The organism is Nannocystis punicea, from assembly GCF_026965555.1.
Lineage (GTDB): Bacteria > Myxococcota_A > Polyangia > Nannocystales > Nannocystaceae > Nannocystis > Nannocystis punicea.
The window spans coordinates 12,775,736-12,798,425 of sequence record NZ_CP114040.1 but is presented as its reverse complement, the minus strand read 5'-3'; the positions used below and the strand labels follow the sequence as shown (position 1 = coordinate 12,798,425).

The 22,690-nt window shown below is 71.8% G+C and carries 20 protein-coding genes; 9 read left to right on the top strand and 11 right to left on the bottom strand.

Going from position 1 to position 22,690, the window contains the following annotated elements; all coding sequences use genetic code 11:
- Positions 1–70 precede the first annotated feature (70 nt).
- From O0S08_RS49345 to O0S08_RS49325, 5 genes are all read right to left on the bottom strand, one after another.
- On the bottom strand, positions 71–730 hold the full coding sequence (locus O0S08_RS49345; RefSeq protein ID WP_269036528.1) for a pentapeptide repeat-containing protein: 660 nt from the start codon (positions 728–730) through the stop codon (positions 71–73).
- Positions 731–772: 42 nt separating this feature from the next.
- Positions 773–2,500: an ABC transporter ATP-binding protein gene (locus O0S08_RS49340; RefSeq protein ID WP_269036527.1), complete on the bottom strand. Its 1,728-nt coding sequence runs from the start codon at positions 2,498–2,500 to the stop codon at positions 773–775.
- 57 nt (positions 2,501–2,557) lie between these two features.
- Positions 2,558–3,574 carry an MvdC/MvdD family ATP grasp protein gene (locus O0S08_RS49335; protein ID WP_269036526.1) on the bottom strand — a complete coding sequence of 339 codons (1,017 nt, stop codon included), beginning with the start codon at positions 3,572–3,574 and terminating at the stop codon, positions 2,558–2,560.
- A gap of 25 nt (positions 3,575–3,599) precedes the next feature.
- A complete protein-coding gene (locus O0S08_RS49330; RefSeq protein ID WP_269041923.1) occupies positions 3,600–4,529 on the bottom strand; it encodes an MvdC/MvdD family ATP grasp protein in 930 nt (309 codons plus the stop codon).
- Between the two features lie 76 nt (positions 4,530–4,605).
- Positions 4,606–4,812: a microviridin/marinostatin family tricyclic proteinase inhibitor gene (locus tag O0S08_RS49325; RefSeq protein WP_269036525.1), complete on the bottom strand. Its 207-nt coding sequence runs from the start codon at positions 4,810–4,812 to the stop codon at positions 4,606–4,608.
- 474 nt (positions 4,813–5,286) lie between these two features.
- Between O0S08_RS49325 and O0S08_RS49320 the strand changes: the two genes are divergently transcribed.
- From O0S08_RS49320 to O0S08_RS49295, 6 genes are read left to right on the top strand one after another with little or no spacing between them, the layout of a single operon-like run.
- Positions 5,287–5,694 (top strand): nitrate reductase associated protein, encoded by a 408-nt coding sequence (locus O0S08_RS49320; RefSeq protein WP_371879588.1) that lies wholly within the window; start codon positions 5,287–5,289, stop codon positions 5,692–5,694.
- Positions 5,691–6,512, top strand: a complete 822-nt coding sequence (locus tag O0S08_RS49315) for a formate dehydrogenase accessory sulfurtransferase FdhD (RefSeq protein ID WP_269036523.1) — start codon at positions 5,691–5,693, stop codon at positions 6,510–6,512. Before O0S08_RS49320 ends, O0S08_RS49315 begins: the two co-directional genes overlap by 4 nt.
- Before the next feature lie 58 nt (positions 6,513–6,570).
- Complete coding sequence (locus O0S08_RS49310) at positions 6,571–7,044, top strand: formate dehydrogenase subunit gamma (RefSeq protein ID WP_269036522.1); 474 nt, start codon at positions 6,571–6,573, stop codon at positions 7,042–7,044.
- The gene (locus tag O0S08_RS49305; protein ID WP_269036521.1) at positions 7,041–8,576 is read left to right on the top strand and encodes a formate dehydrogenase beta subunit; all 1,536 of its coding nucleotides are present in this window, start codon (positions 7,041–7,043) and stop codon (positions 8,574–8,576) included. Before O0S08_RS49310 ends, O0S08_RS49305 begins: the two co-directional genes overlap by 4 nt.
- Positions 8,577–8,598: 22 nt before the next feature.
- Complete coding sequence (gene fdhF, locus O0S08_RS49300; protein ID WP_269036520.1) at positions 8,599–11,445, top strand: formate dehydrogenase subunit alpha; 2,847 nt, start codon at positions 8,599–8,601, stop codon at positions 11,443–11,445.
- An 11-nt stretch (positions 11,446–11,456) separates the two neighbouring features.
- Positions 11,457–11,693 carry a formate dehydrogenase subunit delta gene (locus O0S08_RS49295; protein ID WP_269036519.1) on the top strand — a complete coding sequence of 79 codons (237 nt, stop codon included), beginning with the start codon at positions 11,457–11,459 and terminating at the stop codon, positions 11,691–11,693.
- 79 nt (positions 11,694–11,772) lie between these two features.
- Here O0S08_RS49295 and O0S08_RS49290 read toward each other — a convergent pair whose 3' ends face one another.
- Entirely contained in the window at positions 11,773–12,855 is a 1,083-nt protein-coding gene (locus O0S08_RS49290) for a hypothetical protein (RefSeq protein WP_269036518.1), read from the bottom strand.
- Positions 12,856–13,040: 185 nt separating this feature from the next.
- Here O0S08_RS49290 and O0S08_RS49285 point away from each other — a divergent pair, with 185 nt between their 5' ends.
- Entirely contained in the window at positions 13,041–13,631 is a 591-nt protein-coding gene (locus O0S08_RS49285) for a hypothetical protein (RefSeq protein WP_269036517.1), read from the top strand.
- Positions 13,632–14,331: 700 nt separating this feature from the next.
- Here O0S08_RS49285 and O0S08_RS49280 read toward each other — a convergent pair.
- The 3 genes from O0S08_RS49280 to O0S08_RS49270 form a co-directional block, all read right to left on the bottom strand.
- Complete coding sequence (locus O0S08_RS49280) at positions 14,332–15,687, bottom strand: hypothetical protein (protein WP_269036516.1); 1,356 nt, start codon at positions 15,685–15,687, stop codon at positions 14,332–14,334.
- 10 nt (positions 15,688–15,697) lie between these two features.
- Entirely contained in the window at positions 15,698–16,600 is a 903-nt protein-coding gene (locus O0S08_RS49275) for a ChaN family lipoprotein (protein ID WP_269036515.1), read from the bottom strand.
- 265 nt (positions 16,601–16,865) lie between these two features.
- Positions 16,866–18,926 (bottom strand): RecQ family ATP-dependent DNA helicase, encoded by a 2,061-nt coding sequence (locus O0S08_RS49270; RefSeq protein ID WP_269036514.1) that lies wholly within the window; start codon positions 18,924–18,926, stop codon positions 16,866–16,868.
- A gap of 83 nt (positions 18,927–19,009) precedes the next feature.
- Here O0S08_RS49270 and O0S08_RS49265 point away from each other — a divergent pair, with 83 nt between their 5' ends.
- Positions 19,010–19,882, top strand: coding sequence for a hypothetical protein (locus O0S08_RS49265; protein WP_269036513.1), 873 nt, complete (start codon positions 19,010–19,012; stop codon positions 19,880–19,882).
- Positions 19,883–20,114: 232 nt separating this feature from the next.
- On the opposite strand, the gene O0S08_RS49260 is transcribed toward O0S08_RS49265, so the two are convergent.
- Positions 20,115–20,804 (bottom strand): NAD(P)H-binding protein, encoded by a 690-nt coding sequence (locus O0S08_RS49260; protein ID WP_269036512.1) that lies wholly within the window; start codon positions 20,802–20,804, stop codon positions 20,115–20,117.
- A gap of 4 nt (positions 20,805–20,808) precedes the next feature.
- Entirely contained in the window at positions 20,809–21,714 is a 906-nt protein-coding gene (locus O0S08_RS49255) for an oxidoreductase (RefSeq protein WP_269036511.1), read from the bottom strand.
- A gap of 98 nt (positions 21,715–21,812) precedes the next feature.
- Here O0S08_RS49255 and O0S08_RS49250 point away from each other — a divergent pair, with 98 nt between their 5' ends.
- On the top strand, positions 21,813–22,415 hold the full coding sequence (locus O0S08_RS49250; protein WP_269036510.1) for a TetR family transcriptional regulator: 603 nt from the start codon (positions 21,813–21,815) through the stop codon (positions 22,413–22,415).
- The last annotated feature ends 275 nt before the right edge of the window (positions 22,416–22,690 follow it).

Here is a 22,690-nt window from a genome sequence, read left to right as displayed (position 1 = left end):
CGGCGATCGCCTCGATCCATCCTCCTTCGACGCGCAGAGTTTCCCGCGCTCGCGCGCGCGCAAGGGCCGCTTATTTACGCCGCCCGCGACCGGACCGCGTCGGCTCCGACTTCGCCGCCGGCCCCGAGTAACCGGCCACGCGCAGCCCGAGGTGCATCGCCAGCAGCACCGCCGACTCCACCGGCACGATCGCCTCGCGGGCCTCGTTGGCGGAGGGATCGACGAACGCCCCGGTCGCCGCGGAGAAGTCGGTCTTGCGCAGCTTGCAGCCGCGGAACACGCTGCCGGCGAGCGAGCACCCGCGGAAGTTCGCCTCGGCGAGATCGACCTCGAAGAAGTTCGCCTCGCTGATCGTGCAATCGACGAACTCCGCGCGGCACAGGCTCAGCCGCAGGAACGACGCGAACTGCAGCGTGCACTCGACGAAGCTCAGGCTGGCGAAGCGGCCGAGCTCCGTCCATTCGACGCCCATCAGCTTGCAGCTGCGGAACTGCAGCTTGCCCGCGATCATCCCTGCGGGCCGCGCCTGCGTCAGGTCGCAGCGCTCGAACACGCAATCCTCGAGCCGGGCCCCGCGCCAGCGGCTCTCCTGCGCCTTGCAGCCGACGAACGTGCAGCCCGCGAACTCCTTGCCCGCGAGGTCGGCCTCCTGCATCTCCAGCCCGTTGAAGGTCTGGTCCTCGAAGCTGCTGTCGCGGAGGAGGCTGTCGAGGTCGACCAGGTCCGGCATGGGCCGGCAAGCTCGCACCCTTCGTCGGCCGCGGTCAAGCCGCTACGCGTAGCCCTGCGCCTGCTTGCGGAACATCGCCGCGTAATGGCCCCCCTCCGCCATCAGCGCCGCGTGCGTCCCGCTCTCGATCACCCCGCGCGGCCCGAGCACCACGATCCAGTCGGCCAGGCGCACGTTGGCCAGGCGATGCGAGATCAGCAGCAGCGTCCGCCCCGCGGTCGACGCCCGCACCCGCTCGAACAGCTCCGCCTCCGCGTCGACGTCGAGCGCCGCAGTCGGCTCGTCGAGCACCACCACGTCGGCCTCGCTGCGCATGAAGGCGCGCGCCAGCGCCACTCGCTGCCACTGACCGCCCGACAGCTCGACCCCGCCGGGGAACCACCGCCCGAGCTGCGTCTCCAGCCCCATCGGCAGCCCCTCGATCACCGCCCGCGCCCCGCCGTCCTCGACCGCGCGGGCGATCGCCGCAGCGTCCGCGACCGCCTCCGGCCGCCCGTAACCGACGTTCTCGCCGGCCGTGAATTGGTATTGATTATAGTCCTGAAACACCACCGAGAGCCGTCGCCGCAAGTCTGCGCGATCGATCTGCCGCAAGTCGACCCCATCGAGCAGCACCCGCCCCTCGGTCGGCTCGTACAACCCCGTCAACAATTTGATGAACGTCGACTTGCCCGCGCCGTTGTGGCCGACAAGGGCGATGCTCGTGCCGGCGGCCATCTCCAGGTCCACGTGGCGCAGCGCGAAGCCTTCCTGGCCCGGGTAGCGGAACCCGACGTCTTCGAAGCGAATGCCGCGCACCCCATTCGTCACAATCATCGGCAAGGCCGGCCGCACCGGCTTCCCCTCGCGGTGCAGGAACTCGAGCAGGTTCGCCATGTACAGCTCGTGCTCGTAGAGCGAGCCCACGCCGAGCAGGATCGCCTGAAACAGTTGCTGCCCCTGGCGGAACGCCAGCACGTAGAGCGTCATGTCGCCGAGGCCGAGCTCCCCCTTCGCGGTGCGCCACACGATCAGCGCATAGCAGCCGTAGAACGCCAGCGACCCCAGCTGCGCCAGCAGCGTCACCCACAGCGTGCGGCGCACCGACAGGCCGCGCTCTTCTCGCCAGAGCCGCTCGCCCACCGCCTCGTAACGGGCCAGCAGCGCCGGGCCGAGGCCGAGCATCATCACCTCCTTGGCGTGCTCGTCGCTGGCCAGCACGTATTCGAGGTACCCGAGCCGGCGCGCCTCCGTGGTCCGGCGATGGCGCAGGTCGAACGCCTCGCGCGAGAAGCGGAGCTCCGCCAGGGTCGCCGGGAACCCGGCCGCGATCAGCACCAGCACCGCCAGCGGGCTGAAGCTGAGCAGCAGCGCGACGAAGCCGAGCAGCGTCACCAGCGACCCGCCGACGCCCAGCAATTCGCCCGCCAGCGCCAGCGGCCGCGACGACGCCTCGCGGCGCGCCCGCGTCAATCGATCGTAAAACTCTGGATCCTGGAATTGCAGCAGCTCGAGCGTCAGCGCCTTGCGCAAGATCTTCAGGTTCACGTGCAGGCCGAGGCGGACGCCGAGCAGCCCGCGCAGCACCCCCGACCCGCGCCCGGCCGCGCCGACGAGCATCATCAGCAGCAGCTCGACCGCCACCCACGTCAGCGCCGGTCCGGGCGCGCGCTCGACCACCGCGTCGACGATCGCCTTGCCGACGTACGCGATCGCCAGCGGCAGGATCGCCGCGAATCCCATCACCGCGATCCACAGCCCCGCGATGACGGGCGAGCTGTCCCACGCCATGCGCAGCGCCTCCGCCCACTGGCGCCGGCGAGCTCTCCGCGGGCCCCGCGCCATGAATCACCCCACCCGCCGGCTAGCCCGTCGCGCCCCCGGCTCGTCCACCAATACATCGACCAGCGCCTGCGCCAGCGGGAAGTGCGGGCTGTTGTATTGCAGCCAGTAGCACTCGCCCGCGGGGTTGGCCTCGAGGAACACGTGGCGCCCGTCCGGCTCGACCACCATGTCGATCGCGCTGTACTGCATCCCGATGCGTTCCATATATTCGCTCAATCGCCGCTCGGTCTCGGCCGGCAGGTCGTACGGCACCCACGAGCGCAGCAGCGACACCCCGCGCTCGCGCCAGTCGACCTCCGCGCCCGGCTGCCGCTGCGAGTCGACCGCGGCCGCGAAGATCCGTCTGCCCACCACGGTCACGCGCAGCTCGAGCGCCTTCTGCAGCCGCTCCTGGAAAACCATCGGCGCGTAGCGCAGGCCCTCGAGCTTGCCCAGGTGGTCCTCTGCGAGCGCCGTCGTGAACACCACCTGCTCCTCGCCCTGCTCGTCGTACACCGGGAACGCCGACAGCATCTTCGCCACCGCCCCGTGCGGGCACGCGCGGATGAACGCGTGCGCCGCCGCCGGGTCATTGGTCGCCAGAGTGCGCGGCGTGGCGAGCCCGAGCCGGCGGGCCAGGCTCAGCTGATACGGCTTGTGGCCGTTTTCCCGCACCGCCTCCGGCGGGTCCATCACGAAGCAGGGCGCCGCTGCCATCACCCCGCGCAGGAACGCCTCCGACTCGACCGTGCAGCCGTGGCGCAGCTGTCTATCCATCGTCGCCGGCAGCTTCCCGGCCCAGCGCGCGCGGCGGTACCAGATCGCGTCGTCCGGCGCCAGCGTCCGCCAGACCTCGCCGTCGCGCACCTGCAGCGCCTCGGTCGCGCCGTCATGAACGAATCGCACCTGCTGCTCGGTCGGGAACGCGTCGGTGTCGAACCGCAGCGCCCGGACCCCGCGGGCCTCCAGCAGCTCCTGCATCGCCGGGACGATCCCGCTGACATCGCCCGACCAGGTCACCAGCATCACCATTCGATTCATACGATCGCCCTCCTTAGAAAATCACTCATTCACTCGCCAGCAACGCGTCCGCCAGCGCCGCCGCGATCGGCAGCCCCAGGTCGCGCTCCAGCATGCCCCACTCGCCGTGGGGGTTGACCTCGAGGAATACGTGCGCTCCGTCGGGCGTGACGATCATGTCGATCGCCCCCTGCCGCAGCCCGAGCGCTGCCATCAATCGCGCCAGCTTCGCGTGCACCTCCGCCGGCAATTCATACGACTGCCACCCGGCCGTCGACTCGTGGCGCCAGTCGACCCCGCACTGCGCTCCGTCGAGCGCGCCGACGAACGCCCGCTTGTCGACCCACGCGATCCGCAGCTCCAGCGCCTTCGGCACCCAGCGCTGGAACACCATCGGGCAGTGGCGCAGCCCCGCCAGCGCCGGCAGGTCCTCGGGTCGCAACCGCCGCGTCGGCAGCCCCCCGCCGCCGCGCATCGAGAGGTCGAGCGCCGTCTGCAGCTTGGCGATCACCTGCCCGTCGTGCGCCGCGAAGAACGCCGCCGCCGCCGCCGGGTCGGCCGTGATCAGCGTCGGCGGGATCGCCAGCTCCAGCGCCCGCGCCAGCCGCAGCTGCCGCGGCTTGTTCTCGGCCGCGCGGACCACCTCGATCGGGTCGATCCACCGCGCCGCCGGCAGCAGGTCGAGCAGCCCGCGCAGGCAGGTCGCCGCCTCGCGTTGCGCCGCCTGGCGCCGCCCTGATTCCACCCGCGCGTCGATCCTCGGCGGCCACAGGCGCCACAGCCACACCGCGTCGACTTGCAACGCCTCCCCGTCCAGCAGCAGCCGCGCTCCGCGCTCGTCGAGCGCCGCGCTCAACTGCAGCACCTCCGGAAAATCATCGGTGTCGAGCCGCAGCGCCCGCGCGCCGCGGCTCTCGAGCGCGCCCGCGACGCGAGCGGTGCAGAACGGCTCCTGCCGATGCGACAGCAGCAACACTTGAGCTCCTCGTTTCATCGCCAGTCCTCGCCCCTCACGCCCGCTCGCGGGTCGTCACTTCGATCGCGGTCCGTCTCTAGCCGTCGCTGTCACTGAACCAGGTCGTCGACTCGTCGTCGTCGCTCGGGTACTTCTTCGTGCAAGGCGAATCGAGGCAATGATAGGTGGGCGCCGGCTTCGTGCCGCCGCCGTCGGCCGCGGGGTCGCTCTGCGAGCTCAGGAGATGCGCGAAGAACGGCAAGGCCTCCGCCTGCAGCGCCTCGCCGGGCTGTTTGTTCGCCATGGCTTTCCTTTCGATGGACAGGGTCCTGGAGACGAGCATCCCGTCGTGGAGACACACCATCGTGCTCCCCGCGAGCATGTCGTCCCTCCCCTCGCGTGTGACTCGCGGACGCCCGCCCACGCCCGCGGGCGTCCGGCGGCGCATCGGACCGGGCCCGTCGCGCCGCCCGGTCACCTAAGCAGCGGGCCCTCGACCTCTCACGCGCCACCGACGAAAAAAATTTCGCCGCTCGCCCGCGCGCCCCGGCGGGCCTCCACCCGCAGGCGCCCGGCGCCGGCCTCCGCCGACCTGTCCCCGAGGACATATTCCCCAAAGGACAGGTTCTCACCGCCGAGCCCGCCTGCCGCCCGCCCCGCGCCGCGCACGCCTCGCTGGCGTCGCCCGCGGGCCTGCGATAGCCTCCCGCTCGTGCCGCATCACCCCGCGCTGTTCGCCTTCGAGGGCGACTTCCAGACCGACCTCCGCTGCATTCCCATGGCCGTGCGGCACCAGCTCGACCTGTGCGGGATCAAGCTCTCGCTCAAGGAGTGGGTCAAGCTCGGCCCCGAGCAGCGCAGCGCCGTCGTCGCCCTCCTCGATGACTCCGTCCACGCCGACCCCGTCGGCCGCTTCGACGCCGCGGTCGTCGCCATGGTCGAGCAGCGCATGGGCGAGCCGCCCGCGCGGATCGCCGTCGACCCCGCCCCGCCGTGGGCCGACACCGCCCGCGTCCCCGACGACGTCGCCACCAAGGCCGCCGCCGAGGGCGTCGCGCTGTCGCCGGCCCAGTGGGCCGCGCTGGCCCCGCTGCAGCGCTTCGCGCTCTACAAGCTGAGCCGCTCGAGCCACAAGAACGAGAACTTCGTGCCCGCCTGCCGCGAGTTCGGCATCCTTCCGCAGTGACCACGCCCGACCCGCGCACGCGCTCCGTGGCCGCGGTGCTGCACCGCGGCGACGACGTCAGCGCGCGCCGCGACCTGCTCGCGGTCGAGGATCCGCTGGAGATCCGCGTCGTCACCGACGACGACCCCGAGCCGCGCCGGCTGTCGATGACGATGCGCACGCCCGGCGACGACGCCGACCTCGCCGCCGGCTTCCTCTTCACCGAGGGCGTCGTCCGCGGCCGCGAGCAGATCGCCGGCATCACCTGCTCCGAAGACCATGTGCGCGTCGACCTCGCCGCCGGCGTGCGCCTGCCCGAAGCTGTCCCGAAGCGCAGCTTCGTCATGACCTCCGCCTGCGGCGTGTGCGGCCGCGCCTCGCTCGACGGCCTGCGCGCGCGCCCCCCGGGCCCGCTGACCCCGGGCCACCCCCAGCTGGCCGCCGCGGTGGTCCCCGGCCTGCCGGGGGCGCTCCTGCGAGCGCAGGCGACCTTCGCCGCGACCGGAGGGATCCACGCGGCCGGCCTGTTCGACCTCCGTGGTGAGCTTCGTCTCCTGCGTGAGGATGTCGGCCGTCACAACGCCCTCGACAAGCTGGTCGGCGCCCTCCTGCTCGCCGGCCAGCTGCCCGCGACCGACGCCGTCCTGCTGGTCAGCGCCCGCGCCAGCTTCGAGCTGGTCCAGAAGGCCCTCATGGCCCAGATCCCCATCTTCGCCGCCGTCGGCGCGCCGTCGAGCCTCGCCGTCGAGCTCGCCCTCGAGGCCGAAATGACCCTGCTCGGCTTCGTGCGCGAAGGTCGCTTCACCGTGTACAGCGGTGGCATCCGGATCACTCGCTGACGCGGCGGCGATCACTCCGCGTTTGGGGCTCGGCCCGGAAGTCGCTAGATTCGCGAGCATGAGCTCCGACGCGATCGACCAGGCGCTGGCCCAGAGCGGGCACCTGCCTGGCGGTTTGTTGCAGGTCCTGCACGGCATCGCCGACCGCCTCGGCCACATCCCGCCCGAGGCCATCGGCCGCGTCGCCGCCGCCCTCAACCTCTCGCGCGCCGAGGTCCACGGCGTCGTCACCTTCTATCACGACTTCCGCAGCCAGCCGCCGGGGCGCCACGTCCTCAAGCTGTGCCGCGCCGAGGCGTGCCAGGCCATGGGCAGCGAGGCCCTCGCGGGCGCGCTCGAGCGGCGCCTCGGGTGCAAGTTCGGCGAGACCTCGCGTGACGGCGCCGTCACCCTCGAGCCGGTCTACTGCCTCGGCAACTGCGCCGCCGCGCCGTCGCTCCTGCTCGACGGTCAGCTGCGCGGCCGCCTCACCGGCGAGCGCCTCGACCGCCTGGTCGACGCCCTCGTCGCCCCCACGGAGGAGCGCACGTGACTCACATCGTCTACGTCCCGATCGACGCCACCGCGCGGTCCGTCGGCGCCGACGACGTCGCCGCCGCGATCGCCCGCGAGGCCGCCGCCCGCGGCGAGCCGGTGCAGATCGTCCGCAACGGCACGCGCGGCCTGTGCTGGCTCGAGCCGCTCGTCGAGGTCGTCACCCCCGCCGGCCGCGTCGCCTACGGGCCGGTCGACGTCGCCGACGTCGCCTCGCTGTTCGCCGCCGACTTCCTGCGCGGCGGCGCTCACCCGCTCGCGCACGGCCGCACCGACGACCTCGACTGGCTCAAGAGCCAGGAGCGCCTCACCTTCGCCCGCGTCGGCGTCACCGACCCGCTGAGCCTCGCCGACTACAAGGAGCACGGCGGCCTCCGCGGGCTGCGGGCCGCTCTGTCCGCGGGGACAGGCGCCGAAGTGGTCGAGGAGGTCGTGCGCAGCGGCCTGCGGGGTCGCGGCGGCGCCGCCTTCCCGGCCGGCATCAAGTGGCGCACCGTCGCCGGCACCGCGGGCGAGCAGAAGTACGTCTGCTGCAACGCCGACGAGGGCGACAGCGGCACCTTCAGCGACCGCATGTTGATGGAGGGCGACCCGTACCTCCTGCTCGAGGGCATGACGATCGCCGGTCTCGCCGTCGGCGCCGACCACGGCTACATCTACCTCCGCTCCGAATACCCCGACGCCGAGCGCACCTTGCTGGCGGCGATCGACGCCGCGCGCGCGGCCGGCTGGCTCGGGCGCGACGTCCTCGGCAGCGGCCGCCGCTTCGACATCGAGCTGCGCCGCGGCGCCGGCGCGTACATCTGCGGCGAGGAAACCGCCATGCTCGAGAGCCTCGAGGGCAAGCGCGGCATGGTGCGCCCGAAGCCGCCGCTGCCGGCGATCTCCGGCCTGTTCGGCAAGCCCACCGTCATCAACAACGTCATCACCCTCGCCAGCGTCCCGATCATCCTCGACCGCGGCGCGCAGTACTACGCCGACTACGGCATGGGTCGCTCGCGCGGCACCTTGCCGTTCCAGCTGGCCGGCAACATCAAGCGCGGCGGCCTGGTCGAGAAGGCCTTCGGCCTCACCCTGCGCGAGCTCATCTACGACTACGGCGGCGGCACCGCCAGCGGTCGGCCCGTGCGCGCGGTCCAGGTCGGCGGCCCGCTCGGCCCTTACTTGCCCGAATCGAAGTTCGACGTCCCGCTCGACTACGAGGCCTTCGCCGCCGCCGGCGGCATGATCGGCCACGGCGGCCTCGTCGTCTTCGACGACACCGTCGACATGGCCCTCATGGCCCGCTACGCCATGGAGTTCTGCGCCATCGAGTCGTGCGGCAAGTGCACCCCGTGCCGGATCGGCAGCACCCGCGGCGTCGAGGTCATCGACCGCATTCGCACGGGCGAGCGCCGCGGCCCCAACCTCGCCCTCTTGCGCGACCTCTGCGACACCATGACCCACGGCTCGCTGTGCGCCATGGGCGGCCTCACCCCCGCCCCCGTGCTCAGCGCGCTCGAGCACTTCCCCGAGGACTTCCAGCGCTGACGCGCCGCAGGAGGAATCAGCCATGTACTCCGTCAAAGAGCCCGACGCGGGCACCCCCGAGCGGAACAGCAGCGAGCAGGTCACCCTCGAGATCGACGGCCGCGCCGTCACCGTCCCGGCCGGCACCTCGGTGATGCGAGCGGCCGCCGACGCCGGCGTGCGCGTGCCCAAGCTGTGCGCCACCGAGTCGCTCGAGGCGTTCGGCTCGTGTCGCCTGTGCCTGGTCCAGATCGAAGGTCGCCGCGGCTATCCGGCCTCGTGCACCACCGTCGTCGAGCCCGGCATGAAGGTGCGGACCCAGTCCGACCCGCTGGCCAAGCTGCGGCGCGGCGTCATGGAGATGTACATCTCCGACCACCCGCTCGACTGCCTCACCTGCCCGACCAACGGCAACTGCGAACTGCAGGAGCAGGCCGGCGTCGTCGGCCTGCGCGAGGTCCGTTACGGCTTCGACGGCGCCAACCATTTCAAGCAGGCCGAGAAGGACACCTCGAACCCCTACTTCGACTTCGACCCGGCCAAGTGCATCGCCTGCTCGCGCTGCGTCCGCGCCTGCGAGGAGGTCCAGGGCACCTTCGCGCTCACCCTGCAGGGTCGCGGCTTCGAGTCGAAGATCGCCAGCGGCGACACCGACTTCAAGAGCAGCGAGTGCGTCTCGTGCGGCGCCTGCGTCCAGGCCTGCCCGACCGCCACCCTCGTCGAGAAGTCGATCGTCGAGCGCGGCCAGCCCGACCACAGCGTCGTCACCACCTGCGCCTACTGCGGCGTCGGTTGCTCCTTCCGCGCCGAGGTCAAGGGCAGCGAGGTCGTGCGCATGGTCCCCAACAAGGACGGCCACGCCAACCACGGCCACTCGTGCGTCAAGGGTCGGTTCGCCTGGGGCTACGCCACCCACAAGGACCGCATCACCAAGCCCATGATCCGCAGCTCGATCCGCGACCCGTGGCGCGAGGTCTCGTGGGACGAGGCGATCGCCTACGCCGCCAGCGAGTTCAAGCGGATCCAGGCCAAGTACGGCCGCGGCGCCGTCGGCGGCATCACCTCCTCGCGCTGCACCAACGAGGAGACCTACCTCGTGCAGAAGCTCGTGCGCGCCGCCTTCGGCAACAACAACGTCGACACCTGCGCCCGCGTCTGCCACTCGCCCACCGGCTACGGCCTCAAGACCACTCTCGGCGAGTCGGCCGGCACCCAGGACTTCGACTCCGTCGAGCACGCCGACGTCATCGTCGTCATCGGCGCCAACCCCACCGACGCGCACCCCGTGTTCGCCTCGCAGATGAAGCGACGCCTGCGCGCCGGCGCCAGGCTCATCGTCATCGACCCGCGCGGCATCGACCTCGTGCGCTCGGCCCACGTCGAGGCCGCGCATCACCTGCAGCTGCGGCCCGGCACCAACGTCGCCGTCATCAACGCCCTCGCCCACGTCGTCGTCACCGAGGGTCTTCACAATGAGCACTTCGTGCGCACGCGCTGCGAGCAGCCGGCCTACGACAAGTGGAAGGCCTTCATCAGCGACCCGCGCAACGCGCCCGAGGCCACCGAGGAGGTCACCGGCGTGCCGGCGGCGGAGATCCGCGCCGCCGCGCGGCTCTACGCCACCGGCGGCAACGCGGCCATCTACTACGGCCTCGGCGTCACCGAGCACAGCCAGGGTTCGACCATGGTCATGGGCATCGCCAACCTCGCCATGGTCACCGGCAACATCGGCCGGCCGGGCGTCGGCGTGAACCCGCTGCGCGGCCAGAACAACGTGCAGGGCAGCTGCGACATGGGCAGCTTCCCGCACGAGCTGCCCGGCTACCGCCACGTCAGCGACCCCGCGGTGCGGGCCCTGTTCGCCGCCGCCTGGGGCGTCGACATCGACGCCGAGCCGGGCCTGCGGATCCCCAACATGTTCGACGCCGCCATCGACGGCTCGTTCAGGGGCCTCTACGTCCAGGGCGAGGACATCGCCCAGTCCGACCCCAACACCCAGCACGTCACCGCCGCGCTCGAGTCGCTCGAGTGCCTGGTCGTGCAGGACCTCTTCATCAACGAGACCGCCAAGTTCGCCCACGTGTTCTTGCCCGGCTCGTCGTTCCTCGAGAAGGACGGCACCTTCACCAACGCCGAGCGGCGGATCTCCCGCGTCCGCAAGGTGACGCCGCCGCTGGCCGGCAAGGCCGACTGGGAGGCCACGCTCGCGCTGGCCGAGGCCCTCGGCTACCCGATGCAGTACACCCACCCGTCGCAGATCATGGACGAGATCGCCAGGCTCACGCCGACCTTCACCGGCGTCAGCTACGCCAAGCTCGACCAGCTCGGCAGCATCCAGTGGCCGTGCAACGACCGGGCGCCCGAGGGCACCCCGGTCATGCACATCGACGAGTTCGTGCGCGGCAAGGGCAAGTTCGTCATCACCGAGTACGTCGCCACCCAGGAGCGCGTCACCCGGCGCTTCCCGCTGATCCTCACGACCGGGCGGATCCTCAGCCAGTACAACGTCGGCGCCCAGACGCGGCGCACCGCCAACAACACCTGGCACCACGAGGACCGCCTCGAGCTCCACCCGCACGACGCCGAGCACCGCGGGATCAAGGAAGGCGATTGGTGCAAGATCGTCAGCCGCGCCGGCGAGACCATCTTGCGCGCGACGATCAGCGAGCGCATGCAGCCCGGCGTCGTCTACACCACCTTCCACTTCCCCGGCTCGGGCGCCAACGTCATCACCACCGAGAACTCCGACTGGGCCACCAACTGCCCCGAGTACAAGGTCACCGCGGTGCAGGTCAGCCCGACCGGCGAGCCGGCCTCGACCTGGCAGCGCCGCTTCGGCGAATTCAGCGAGGAGCAGGACGCCCTCCTGCCCCGGACCGACTCGCACTGACGGAGGCGATCATGGACGCGCACAAGCTGGTCAGGATGGCCAACGAAATCGCCACCTTCTTCGAGTCCGACCCCGACCCCGCCGCCGTCAGCGACGGCATCGCCGGCCACATCCGCCGCTTCTGGGACCCCCGCATGCGCCGCGCGCTGCTGCTGCACATCGACGAGCACGCCGGCGAGGGCTGCCGCCCGGCCGTGCTCGCCGCGATCGCGGCCAACCGCAAGAGCCTCACGCCGCCCGCGGCGTAAGTCTCTTCGGACATGTCCGCTCGGACATCCGCTGATTGTCCGGCGCCCGTCGCGCCAGCGCAGCTCCGGTGGTCCAGCCTCACCTGCTCTCGCCGAACGCCTGCAGCGCGTGCGCCCGCGGGCGCAACGTCTGCCACACCTTCCACATCCCCGCCGGGAACAGCGCCTCCGCGCCCGCGAAGGCCTCCTGCGCCCAATCGACCCAGAAGTAGCAAGACTCCCCTTTCGGCAGCCGCCCTGCGCGACACGCCGCGGCCAGCTCTGCGCAGCGCCCCGCGATGTGGCGACAAGCCAGCTCCGCGGCGTTGTCCTCCGCTGCGAACGCTTCGGGCGGTCGCGCCGCCACTGCGTCGAGCTGCGCCAGCAGCACCTGTCGCTCCGCCTCCGGGCTCGCGCAAACCAGGTAGTACGGCAACCAGCACGGCGTGTTCCAGCGGTGGTCGTCGAACGCCTCCTCGTAGGTCGCCGCCAGCGGCGGGAACGGGTCCCAGAAGCGATACGCCAGCGCCCCGACCAGCAGCTCGGCGATCGGCGCCGCGACCTCGGGCAACCCCGCCGCGATCTGCCGCTGCAGCGCCGCCGGCGACTCACCGAGGACATGTCCCCGAGAACATGCTCCAACAGACATCCTCTCGTTCGCCAGCTCCCCCGGCATGGGTGTCGCCGCCCGCAGCTCCGGCAGCTGCAGCCGCTCGACCAGCCCGCGCGCCGCGCTCTCGTGCAGCAGGACGTCGCCGAGCGCCGTCCAGCCGTCCCCGATCGCCCTCAGCTGCGGCGCACCTTCAAGCCCCAGCCTGCACGCGATCGTGCGGTGCTTCTCGCGATAGACGATCACCACCGCCTCGCCCCACCAGCGCAGGTAGCCGACGTCGCAGCCGAAGTACGGGTTGTACGTGTCGACCACCCACTCACGGACCAAAACCTCACCGACGCGCATGCGCAGGGAGTAGTCGACGTCGACCCAGCCCCCGTCGTCCTTCGTCCGCCGCTCGACCCACGCCACCCGCTCACCGTCGATCGCCCCGCCGACGATCTCGTGGATGTAGTCGTCCTCCGCCAGCCATTCGCGCTCCATCCCGAGCCGCGCGGCGACCGCCGCAATCGCCGCCGCCTGCACCTCGTCGATCTCGTCCCGCTCGGGAAACAGCTCGCGCACGTCCATCGCTCGCCGATGTTACGCGAGCGACGCCCCGGCGCCTCGAGTTCTCACATTCCGCCTGCCTCCTCGGCCCGCCCCTCCGCGGGCTCGCGGCCACGAGGGTGCGTCCGGCCGACGCACCCGGCGGTTGACGAACTCTCGCCTCACCCCAGATCCTGGGCCCCGCGAACTTCGCTACCCTTCGGTCCATGCGCCCCGACACCGACCTCGCGCGGCGGCTCGCGCTCGCCGAGCACATCCAGCGCCAGTGGTACCCGACGTGGACCAGCGCGTGGCTCAAGGCGGTCCCCGCGAGCGCGGTGCTCGAGCCGATCCACCGCGAAGCGCTCGCCGAGGCCGGCGCCGATCCGCTCGCGCTCGTCGCGGCCAAGCGCACCATCGTCCAGACCTTCCTCGAGGACCATTTCAATCGATGGACCCCCGAGGACGCCCCCTACTGCACCTTCGTCGACGGCATCTGGCGCGCGATCGACCGCGCCGAGATGCAGGCGTGCGTCGACGGCCTCCTCGCCACCGCGCGCGCCCGGATCTCCGAGGTCGAGGCCGAGGAGGCCGCCGAGCGCGCCGAGGCCGAGCAGGGCGGCTGGCTCCACGCCGTCCGCCCCTCCGCCCTCGCCGACCTGATGATCGACCTCGACGCCCTCCGCCGGTGGTTCACCGCCGAGCTGTGGGCCGGCGCCGAGCCGACCTGGTTCACCAACACCGGCCCGGGCATCACCGACGAGTCCGCCGTGATCGGCCTCGACGACGACATCGTCACGATCCTCTGGCTGCCCTGAGTTTTTCCCCCTCCGAAGATTGGCCACCGTCGCCACGAAGCTCGCCGACGGAGCCGTCCCTGCGGGCCGAGCTCGCCCCCGGGCATCACCGACGAGCCCGCCGTGATCGGCCTCGACGACGACATCGTCACGATCCTCTGGCTACCTGAGTTTTTCCATCCGAGGATCGGCCCTCGCCGCCACGAAGCTCGCCGACGGAGCCGTCCCTGCGGGCCGAGCTCGCCCCCGGGCATCACCGACGAGCCCGCCGTGATCGGCCTCGACGACGACATCGTCACGATCCTCTGGCTACCTGAGTTTTTCCATCCGAGGATCGGCCCTCGCCGCCACGAAGCTCGCCGACGGAGCCGTCCCTGCGGGCCGAGCTCGCCCCCGGGCATCACCGACGAGCCCGCCGTGATCGGCCTCGACGTCGACATCGTCACGATCCTCTGGCTACCTGAGTTTTTCCATCGAGGATCGGCCCTCGCCGCCACGAAGCTCGCCGACGGAGCCGTCCCTGCGGGCCGAGCTCGGAATGTCCCTTCGGACAGGCGCAGGACGCGATCGGCGATTCGCCGCCGCGGCAGCTCGCCGGCAAGCCGACGGAGCTGTCTCTGCTGGACGAGGCCCGCATGTCCCTTCGGACAGAACACCGGCGAATCCGGCCATGTTCGCCGCCCTTCGAGGGCAGTCGCGCCCTTGAACCTCGCGCGATCTGCTACCGGCTGCCCGTCGCTCCGTCGTCCAGCAACACCTGCGTCCGCGCGAGGTGCGGGGCCGCCCGCAACTTCGCCGCGGCGGCTTGCGAGATCGGCGAGCGAGAACCTCGCAAGTCGAGCGTCGCCAGACCTCCGAGCGCCTCGCATGCGGCCAGCCGGAGCACCTCCGCATCACCGACATACCCGTCGACGACGCCCAGCGATCGCAATCGCAGCAGCACCGGCGCGCGCGCCAGCAACACTTCCAGATGCTCCGCGCCCGCGAATCCTGCCAGCACCAGCTCGCGCAGCGAGCGACCCGGCGTACCGTCGAGCCAGCGGGCCAGTCGCGCCGGCGGCAGCGACAGGTTCGACAGCGTCGAGTGTGTCAGCCCGGCGAGGTTCGGCGTCGTCACCAGCGCCGCGAATTCCTCCTCGGTGATCGCAGTGTCGTGCAAGATCAGGCGCCGCAGCCCGCGGACCTGCGTCGATCCTGCGATCGCCCGCAGATCGACCTCGCTGCGGCGGATCTCGAGCCCCGTCAATCCGGCCGCGTAGGGCGACTGCAGCAGCGCCGGCAGCATCCACGCGTTCTGCTCGACCCGCGCCACCACCACCCGGCGCAGCAGCCTGGCCCACGGTCGCACTCGCATGTCGCCGAAGAACGCCTCGCCGAGCGCCCCCTCGCGCTCCGCCTCGCCCCAGCCGGCCATCACCTGCTCGGCCTCGTCGATCGCCTCGAGCTGCTCGTCCTCGTCGCGCCACTGCAGATCGGCGGCGGGCCGCTCGCGCAGCTGCCCAAGCACTTGCGCGAACGTGATTCGCACGGGCGGCGCCGCCAGCAATCGCCGCAGCAGCAACCGCCGCGTCGACACTCGCCTCTCCTCCGGGTCTCGCACCGCCCGCGCCGCCTCCGGGTCGTCGCGCCAGTGCAGCGGGAACCGCTTCAGCGGCCCGTGCCACTTCGATCGCGGGATCCACGGCGGATTGTTGCGCACCTTTATCAAAAATGGCCGCTCCTCGCCCTGCAGCTCCGGAGGCTCGCGGATGAACCGCGGCGACACCTCGGCCTCGATCTGCGTGCGCCCGTCCGCGACCGCCACCACCACCAGGTCGACCCACAGCGGCACCAGGCCGTCGCGCCACAGCAACTCGACGGCCTCCTCCGCATTGCAACGACGCCGCTCGCGGAACCTCTCCCCGTCCGCGGCGAACAACACCTCCCCGGGCCCGAGCGGCACGTGCTCGACCCACGGCTGCATCGCCAGCGAGTACGTCACCGCCTCGGGCAGACTGTCGATCACGTACGTCCGCGTCAGCGCCAGCAACCGGCGCGTCGCCTCCGCCAGCCGACGCGCGAACTCCTCCCGCTCCATCCTCGCCTCTTCACGCCGCAGGCAGCGGCCCCACGTACGCGACCGCGTCGGCGCGCCCGCGATCTTCCGGCCGCAGCGCCTCCGCCACCTCTGCCACCACCGACAGGCGCCACACCTTCGCCGCGGGATTTTTGGCGAGTACGCGCTGATACAGCCCGCCCGCGCCGTCCACGTGAAAACTGCCGACCACCTGCACCACCGGTCGTGACCCGGCCGCCAGCGCGCGGCCGATCGATCCGGCCATCGTCGCGTCCCACACGTTCTGCGCCCGGTAGAACCCCTCGAGCGTGGCCGCGTCGACGCCCGCGTGCTGGCCCATCAATGCGACGAACTGCTCGCGATATGTCCCTTCGGTCAGCTCGTCCGGCACCTCGACCAGCGCCTGCTCCTCGGGCCCCAGCGCTCGCAGCGGCTCCAGCCCCTCGAGCCGCGCCCGCTTGACCAGCGCCCGCGCCGCGTTGGCCGCGATCACCGGCCGTCCCTTCGCCTGCGCCGCCAACACCATGCGACGATGCCCCGCGGGGAACTTGCGCTCGCCCTCGAGGTCGGCCGCCTTGCGGAACGCCGCCTCGTCGAGCTCCGCACGCAGGAACGCGTCGAGCTCCTGCTGCCGGTCGCGCCCCACGCTCTCGAGGGCCAGCGCCGCGTTTGCCCCGGTCGCCAGCAGCTGCTCGAACAAGTCCGCCGCCAGCGCGAGCCCGAGCGGGTGCGAGTGCTGTTCGCCGATCAGCACCACGTCGCTCGCCGCCATCGCCGCCACCATCTGCGCCTCGGAGCTCGGCGCACCATCGACCGCCGAGAACAGCCGCGCCTCCGTCATCTCCGGCGCGCGCGTGTCCTGCTTGCGGCAGCCGGGCAAGCTCATCGCGCCCATCGCCACTTGCATCCACCGCCGCCGTGACTGCCCGCGCACGCACCGAGGCTCGCACAGCCCCTCCCGCGCGACAAGCCAGCGGACTCGCCCGCCGAGCTTCTCATCTCCGCGCGGCAAATCCGTGGTCCCGCCCCGCCGAACTTCTATCGCTGTGAAGCTTGCACAGGCCCTCCCGCGCGACAGTTAGCAGGCCGGCCGAGCTTCTCCGTGAGGCTCGGGCAGCCCCTCCCGCGCGACAACTCGGTGGACCGGCGGGCCGAGCCTCTCATCGCCGTGAGGCTCGCCCGCTCTCCCGCGCGACAACTCAGTGCACTCGCCCGGCCGAGCCGAGCTTCCAGCGCACCCGCGCCAGAGTCAGCGGCACGATCGCCGCCTTCAGCTTCGCGTCCTTTCGCAGCACTCGCGCCGCCTCCTTGAGCGTCGCGCCCGAGCCGACGAAGTCGTCGAGCAGCAGCACCTCGCCGCGGACGTTGCCGCCGCCGAGCTTCATCGTGTTCTCGACGTTCTCGCGCCGTTGGTCGTTGTTGCGCAGCTCGCTCTGCCGCGCGCGCGGCTCCTCGCGCCACACCACCAGCTCCGGCAGCGCAGGCACCCCGAGCGTCTCGGCCGCGATCTGCAGCGCCTCCTCGCGCTGTCGCCAGTCGCGGCTCGGCGCCGCCGTCACCGCCGCGAACGAGAACTGCTCCCCGAGCGCGCGCACGTGGTTCCGCAGCAGCTCGGTCAGCGCCGGCGGCAGCGACTCCGCCGTCTCGCGCCCGTGGAAGAACGAGCGGAACAGCGGCCCCGCGATCTCCCCGTCGAGCAGCGCCAGCCCCTCCGCCATCTCGGGCCGCGCGCTGGCGGCGATCGGCGACGGCCGCGACTCGAGCCAGCGCTGCGCCTCCGCGGCCGCCGACTCGACGTCGACGCTCGACTGCTGCCCGCGGCACAGCGAGCAGCGCCCGCACGCGGCGGCCTCGCGGTCGCCGAGCGCCCGCCGCAGCGTCGCCATCAGGCAGTCGGCCTCGCCGCGCCCGTACGCCAGCATCGCCCCCAGCTCGCGCGTTCGCACCGCCTGCTGCGTGCGGTAGCGGTCGAGGTCCGGCGCGCCTGTCTTTTGAGTCAGGCTGTAAACCTGCTTGCCGCCGGCGCTGAGCTTGCGGACAAAGCCCTGTTCGACCAGCTCGGCGACCACCACCGTCACGCGCGTGGGGTGGAGGCCGGTGCGGACCTTGATCGCGGTCAGGCCGAGCGGCTCGTGCTCGATGGCCTCGACCACCGCCGTGAAGTCCTCCGGCTGCGGCTGCGCCGAGTCGATGAAGTGCTCCTGGATCCGCCTGTCCTCCGGGTCATACAGCAAGATCCCGCGGGCAGGCCGACCGTCGCGCCCGGCGCGGCCGACCTCCTGATAGTAGGCGGTCACCGAGCCCGGCACGTCGACGTGGATGACGTAGCGCAGGTCCGACTTGTCGATGCCCATCCCCAGCGCATTGGTCGCCGCGATCACCGGGCAATCGCCGTGGAGGAACTCCGCCTGCAGCTCGCGCTTGCGCTCCGGCTCGAGCCCCGCGTGGTACGCCGCCGCCTCGAGCCCGCGCGACTGCAAGTAACCCGCGACCAGCTCCGTGCGCTCGCGCGTCGCGCAGTACACGATCCCCGGCGACGGCAGCCGCGGCACGATCTGCGCCAGGTAGGCCAGCTTGGTCGCCATCCCAGTCAGGCCGACCACCGCCAGCGACAGGTTGGGCCGGTCCATGCTGCTGCGGTGCACCACCAGCGGCGCCGCGCCCGGGCGCTGCAGCTGCGCGCGGATGTCCTCCTCCACCCGCTCGTCGGCCGTCGCGGTCAAGCCGAGCACGCGCAGCGACGGGTGGCGCGCTTGCAGGGCGCGCAGCAGGTGCACGATCTGCCGGTACGCCGGGCGGAAGTCGTGGCCCCACGTCGAGATGCAGTGCGCCTCGTCGACCACCAGCAGGCGGATCGGCAGCGCCGCCAGGGCCTCGAAGCGATCGACGTGGTCGAGGTGCTCCGGCGACACGAACAGCAGCCGCACCCGCCCCTGGGCCGCGGCCGCCCGCGCCGCGTCGTTCTCCTCCTCGCTCTGGTCGCTGTTGATGCTGCCCGCCGGCAGCCCGAAGCGGTCGTTGAGGTGCTGCAGCTGGTCGCGCATCAGCGCCAGCAGCGGCGACACCACCAGGGTGATCCCGTCGAGCAGCGCCGCCGGCAGCTGGTACAGCAGGCTCTTGCCGTAGCCGGTCGGCTGGATGCAGAGCAGGGACCCGCTCCCGAGCAGCAGCTCCTCGACGCTGCGCCGCTGCCCGGGTCGGAACTCGGAGAAGCCGAACCGCTCGGCGAGCACGCGGTCGAGATCGGCCTGTTCGATCATCGCGCTTGTCTAGCATCATTCCCGGCCGGCGGCCGCAACGGCGTGCAATTTCGCACCAGGGGCCCGTGCTAGGCTGCAGAATCGTGTCTGCGCCCCGGCTGCTCGTCGACCACGTGGTCGCCACCGACGCCGCCCTGGTCGACGTCCAGATCGAGATGCTCGAGCACGGCGCCGTCTCGGTGCGCGGCGTGACTGCCGTCGAGCTGACGCAGGAGACCTTCCAGTGCTTCGTGCGTTGCCTCGGCGATGCTGTCCCACCGGACATGTCCGATCGGCTATGCGCCGAGCTGGCCGGCGACGGCCCGCTCCCGCTCGCGCCCGACCTCCTGGCAGCCGCCGGCGCCCCGCTGCCCGCGGGCGTCTACGACGTCGTCCACGCCGAGGTCGGCCTCACCGCGGTCCGTCACACCGGCCTCTGCATCAACTTCCCCGCCGACTATACGGGGGGTTCCCGCGAGCCGCCGGACGACTGGGGCGTCGAGGTCCGCGAGGCCGGCTCCCCCCGATTCCTCGGCTACGGTCGCGATGTCCCTCAACCGGCGCCGACGGTGATGTACCGCGGCACGATCGGCGACCTCTCCATCCTCCTGCTGCCGCTCACCGCCGCCGCCGACCTCGCGCGCATCGACCACTACGCCCGCCGCCTCACCGCCGGCGCCCGCCCGACCGCCCTCGCCTTCGGCTGCTACGCCAACCAGCGCTGCGCCTTCGCCGTCGTCCTCGACGGCCACCACAAGCTCGCTGCGGCCGCCGCCACCGGCGCGCCCGTCGGCCTGCTCGTGTTCCTCTCGCCGCGACTGTTCGTCGGCTACGCCGACTGTCCCCTCTTCCACGACCGCCCCGAGGTCACCCTCGAAGCGGCCCGCCGCAGCATCGTCGGCCCCGCGCACGGTCGACACGCGTGGGCCGACGAGCTCGAGGTCCAGGGCTCACACCGACCGCCACGCCGCGCCTGAAGCTCCCCGCCAGGCCTCCCGCGCCGTCGGGGCGCGCAGCGTCGTCGGCCCGGCGCAGGCTCGCCATGCGGGACGACGAGCTCACGGCCGCGACCCGAGACTCCGGCCATGTCGCCCGCCATGGCCGCGGGCGAGCGATCAACACATGTCCCTTTGAACATGTCCTGAGCTCACCCGCGCACTCGCTCGCTCGGACCCGCCGCGCATGTCCCCAAGGACATGCCAGCGCCACTCACCCCGCGCGCGCCGCCAGCTCGCGCTGGCCGATCGCGTTGATGTCGCGCGTCTCGAGGATGTACTTGGCAGTCCCGTCGCGGGCCACCGCGATCATCGCTCTCGCCAGCTGCTCGGTGTTCGTCACCAGCCCCGGGAACAGCGCCTTCCACAGCGGGTACAGGGGCGACAGCACCGCGTAGAGCGCGTTGTACAGCCGGGTGCGCGAGCGGATCCCGTGCATCGGTTGGATAAAACCCGGGCGGACCACGAAGCTCGCGCGGAACGGCAGCGCGCGCAGGGCGTTCTCGGTCTTGCCCTTCACGCGGGCCCACATCACGCGCCCGCGCTCGCTGCTGTCGGCCCCGTTGCCCGACACGTAGATGAACGTCATGTTCGGGCCCAGCTCGGCCAGCGGGCGCGCCACCTTCAGCGTCAGGTCGTACGTCACCCGCGAGTAGTCCGCCTCGGACATCCCGGCCGACGACACCCCGAGGCAGAAGAAGCACGCGTCGTGGCCTGCCAGCTGCGCCGCGATCGGCGACAGGTCGTCCAGGTCCGCGTGCACCAGCTCGCGCAGCTTCGCGTGGCGCTGACCCGTCGGGTTGCGGCCGACCACCGTCACTTGATCGATCTGCGGGTCGAGCAGCGACTCGCGCAGCACTCCCTGACCGATCATCCCGGTCGCGCCGAAGATCAGCACCTTCATCGCCTCACTCCTTCGCGCCTGTCCCCGGGGGCAGGTCGAAGCGCACCCCCGTCAGCTCCTCGGAGCGCTGCCACAGCCGCGCGGCCGTCTGCTCGTTGCGGGCCTGCGGGGGGATCGTCGCACGGATCGGCGCGCCGCGCATGAGCAGGAGCCACGGCCCGTAGTACTCGCCGCCCTGCACGTCGGGGGCCGTCGCCGCGCGCAGCGACGGCAGCGCACCGTCCTGCGCCGGCTGACCGAACCACTTGATGCTGGTCGCGAACGCGTGCTTCTGCAGCCCCGTCGACGCGCCGCCCGGGTGGGCCGCCACGCTGCGCAGCCCCGCCCCGCCGGCGCGCCGCTGCAGCTCGAGCATGAACAGCAGGTTGGCCAGCTTCGACCGCCCGTACGTGCCCATCGGCGTGTAGCGCCGCTCGCTCTGCAGGTCGTCGAGGTCGAGGCGCGCGGGCCAGGCCACCGCGCTGCTGACCGTCACCACCCGCGGCGCCGCGCTGGCCCGCAGCGCCGGCAGCAGCAGCCCCGTCAGCGCGAAGTGCCCGAGGTGGTTGGTGCCGAACTGCTTCTCGAACCCGTCGACCGTGGTCTCGCGCCGCGGCAGCGCCATGATCCCCGCGTTGTTGACCAGCAGGTCGAGGCGCGGGTGCCTCCGCCGCACCTCGTCCGCGAACGCCCGCACCGACGCCAGCGACGACAGGTCGAGCGGCACCAGCTCGACCTGCCCCCCCGACTGCTGCCGCAGACCCTTCAGCGCCTCCTCGCCGCGGCCCGGGTCGCGGCAGCCGATCACCACCTGCGCCCCCGCGCGCGCCAGCTCCAGCGCCGTGTAATAGCCGATCCCGCTGTTCGCGCCCGTGACCACCGCGGTCTTGCCGTCCAGTCGTGGGATGTCCTTCGTGCCCCAGCCGCTCATCGCGTCGTTCTCCTCGGTTCCGGGTAAACGCCCGTTTACTTGCGGGCAAGCTTGGACCGGCCGTGCTAGAAGTCAACAGCCGTTTACAAAAAACACCGATGGCCCAGCGCAAGAGCCCGACCCGCCCCCGTTCCGCCGCCCCGCCGCGCCCCCGCGACGCCGAGCAGACCCGGTCGGAGATCCTCCAAGCCGCGCGCGTTTTGTTCGCGACCCGCGGGTACGCCAACGCGGGCATGCGAGAGATCGCCGCCGCGGCCGGCATCACCCCCGCGCTCGTCGTCCGCTACTTCGGCTCGAAGCGCGACCTGTTCGTCGCCGCGATCGAGTCCGACATCGGCCTCGGCCCCTTCCTCGGCCCCGACCGCGCCACGGTCGGACGTCACATCGCCCGCTACTTCTTCAGCAAGCCGGTGCGCGAGGCCGACGTCCTGTCGATCCTCCTCCACGCCGCCGGCCAGCCGGACGTGTGCGACCTCGCGACCGAGCTGCTGACCACGCGCGTGATCCAGCCGCTCGCGCGCTGGCTCGGCCCGCCGCGCGCCGAGGCCCGCGCCGCCCTGCTCCTGGCCATCATCTCGGGCACCTGGCTGTTCCGCCAGGCGCTGCCGATGCGCGCCTTCGCGGGCGGCCCCGACACCGCGCTGGCGTCGTGCATGGCCGCGCAGATCCAGCACGTCGTCGACGGCCCGCCGGAGGCTTGATCGCAGGCACGCTCGTCGCACCGATGTTCTCGCGCTTCGATGCTCGTCGCGTCACCGGAGCGATCGATCCACCGTGAGCCACACGCACTCACGAACCGCACCGCCGCAGTTCACGGCCCTGTGAGGGCACGGTCGTCGCACCGATGTTCTCGCGCTTCGATGCCCGCCGCGTCACCGGAGCGATCGATCCGCCGTGAGCCACACGCACTCACGAACAGCACCGCCGCAGTTCGCGACCCGCGAACACGACGGTGCAGACCGTTGACCGCCGCGAC

Bases quoted from the DNA above. Each gene is read 5' to 3' on its own strand.
- O0S08_RS49335 (WP_269036526.1), bottom strand. From the start codon at position 3,574: ATGAATCGAATGGTGATGCTGGTGACCTGGTCGGGCGATGTCAGCGGG.
- O0S08_RS49260 (WP_269036512.1), bottom strand. From the start codon at position 20,804: ATGAAGGTGCTGATCTTCGGCGCGACCGGGATGATCGGTCAGGGAGTG.
- O0S08_RS49280 (WP_269036516.1), bottom strand. From the start codon at position 15,687: ATGGAGCGGGAGGAGTTCGCGCGTCGGCTGGCGGAGGCGACGCGCCGG.
- O0S08_RS49250 (WP_269036510.1), top strand. From the start codon at position 21,813: ATGGCCCAGCGCAAGAGCCCGACCCGCCCCCGTTCCGCCGCCCCGCCG.
- O0S08_RS49325 (WP_269036525.1), bottom strand. From the start codon at position 4,812: ATGGCGAACAAACAGCCCGGCGAGGCGCTGCAGGCGGAGGCCTTGCCG.
- O0S08_RS49320 (WP_371879588.1), top strand. From the start codon at position 5,287: ATGGCCGTGCGGCACCAGCTCGACCTGTGCGGGATCAAGCTCTCGCTC.
- O0S08_RS49340 (WP_269036527.1), bottom strand. From the start codon at position 2,500: ATGGCGTGGGACAGCTCGCCCGTCATCGCGGGGCTGTGGATCGCGGTG.
- O0S08_RS49290 (WP_269036518.1), bottom strand. From the start codon at position 12,855: ATGGACGTGCGCGAGCTGTTTCCCGAGCGGGACGAGATCGACGAGGTG.
- O0S08_RS49345 (WP_269036528.1), bottom strand. From the start codon at position 730: ATGCCGGACCTGGTCGACCTCGACAGCCTCCTCCGCGACAGCAGCTTC.
- O0S08_RS49310 (WP_269036522.1), top strand. From the start codon at position 6,571: ATGAGCTCCGACGCGATCGACCAGGCGCTGGCCCAGAGCGGGCACCTG.
- O0S08_RS49270 (WP_269036514.1), bottom strand. From the start codon at position 18,926: ATGATCGAACAGGCCGATCTCGACCGCGTGCTCGCCGAGCGGTTCGGC.
- fdhF (WP_269036520.1), top strand. From the start codon at position 8,599: ATGTACTCCGTCAAAGAGCCCGACGCGGGCACCCCCGAGCGGAACAGC.
- O0S08_RS49295 (WP_269036519.1), top strand. From the start codon at position 11,457: ATGGACGCGCACAAGCTGGTCAGGATGGCCAACGAAATCGCCACCTTC.
- O0S08_RS49285 (WP_269036517.1), top strand. From the start codon at position 13,041: ATGCGCCCCGACACCGACCTCGCGCGGCGGCTCGCGCTCGCCGAGCAC.
- O0S08_RS49255 (WP_269036511.1), bottom strand. From the start codon at position 21,714: ATGAGCGGCTGGGGCACGAAGGACATCCCACGACTGGACGGCAAGACC.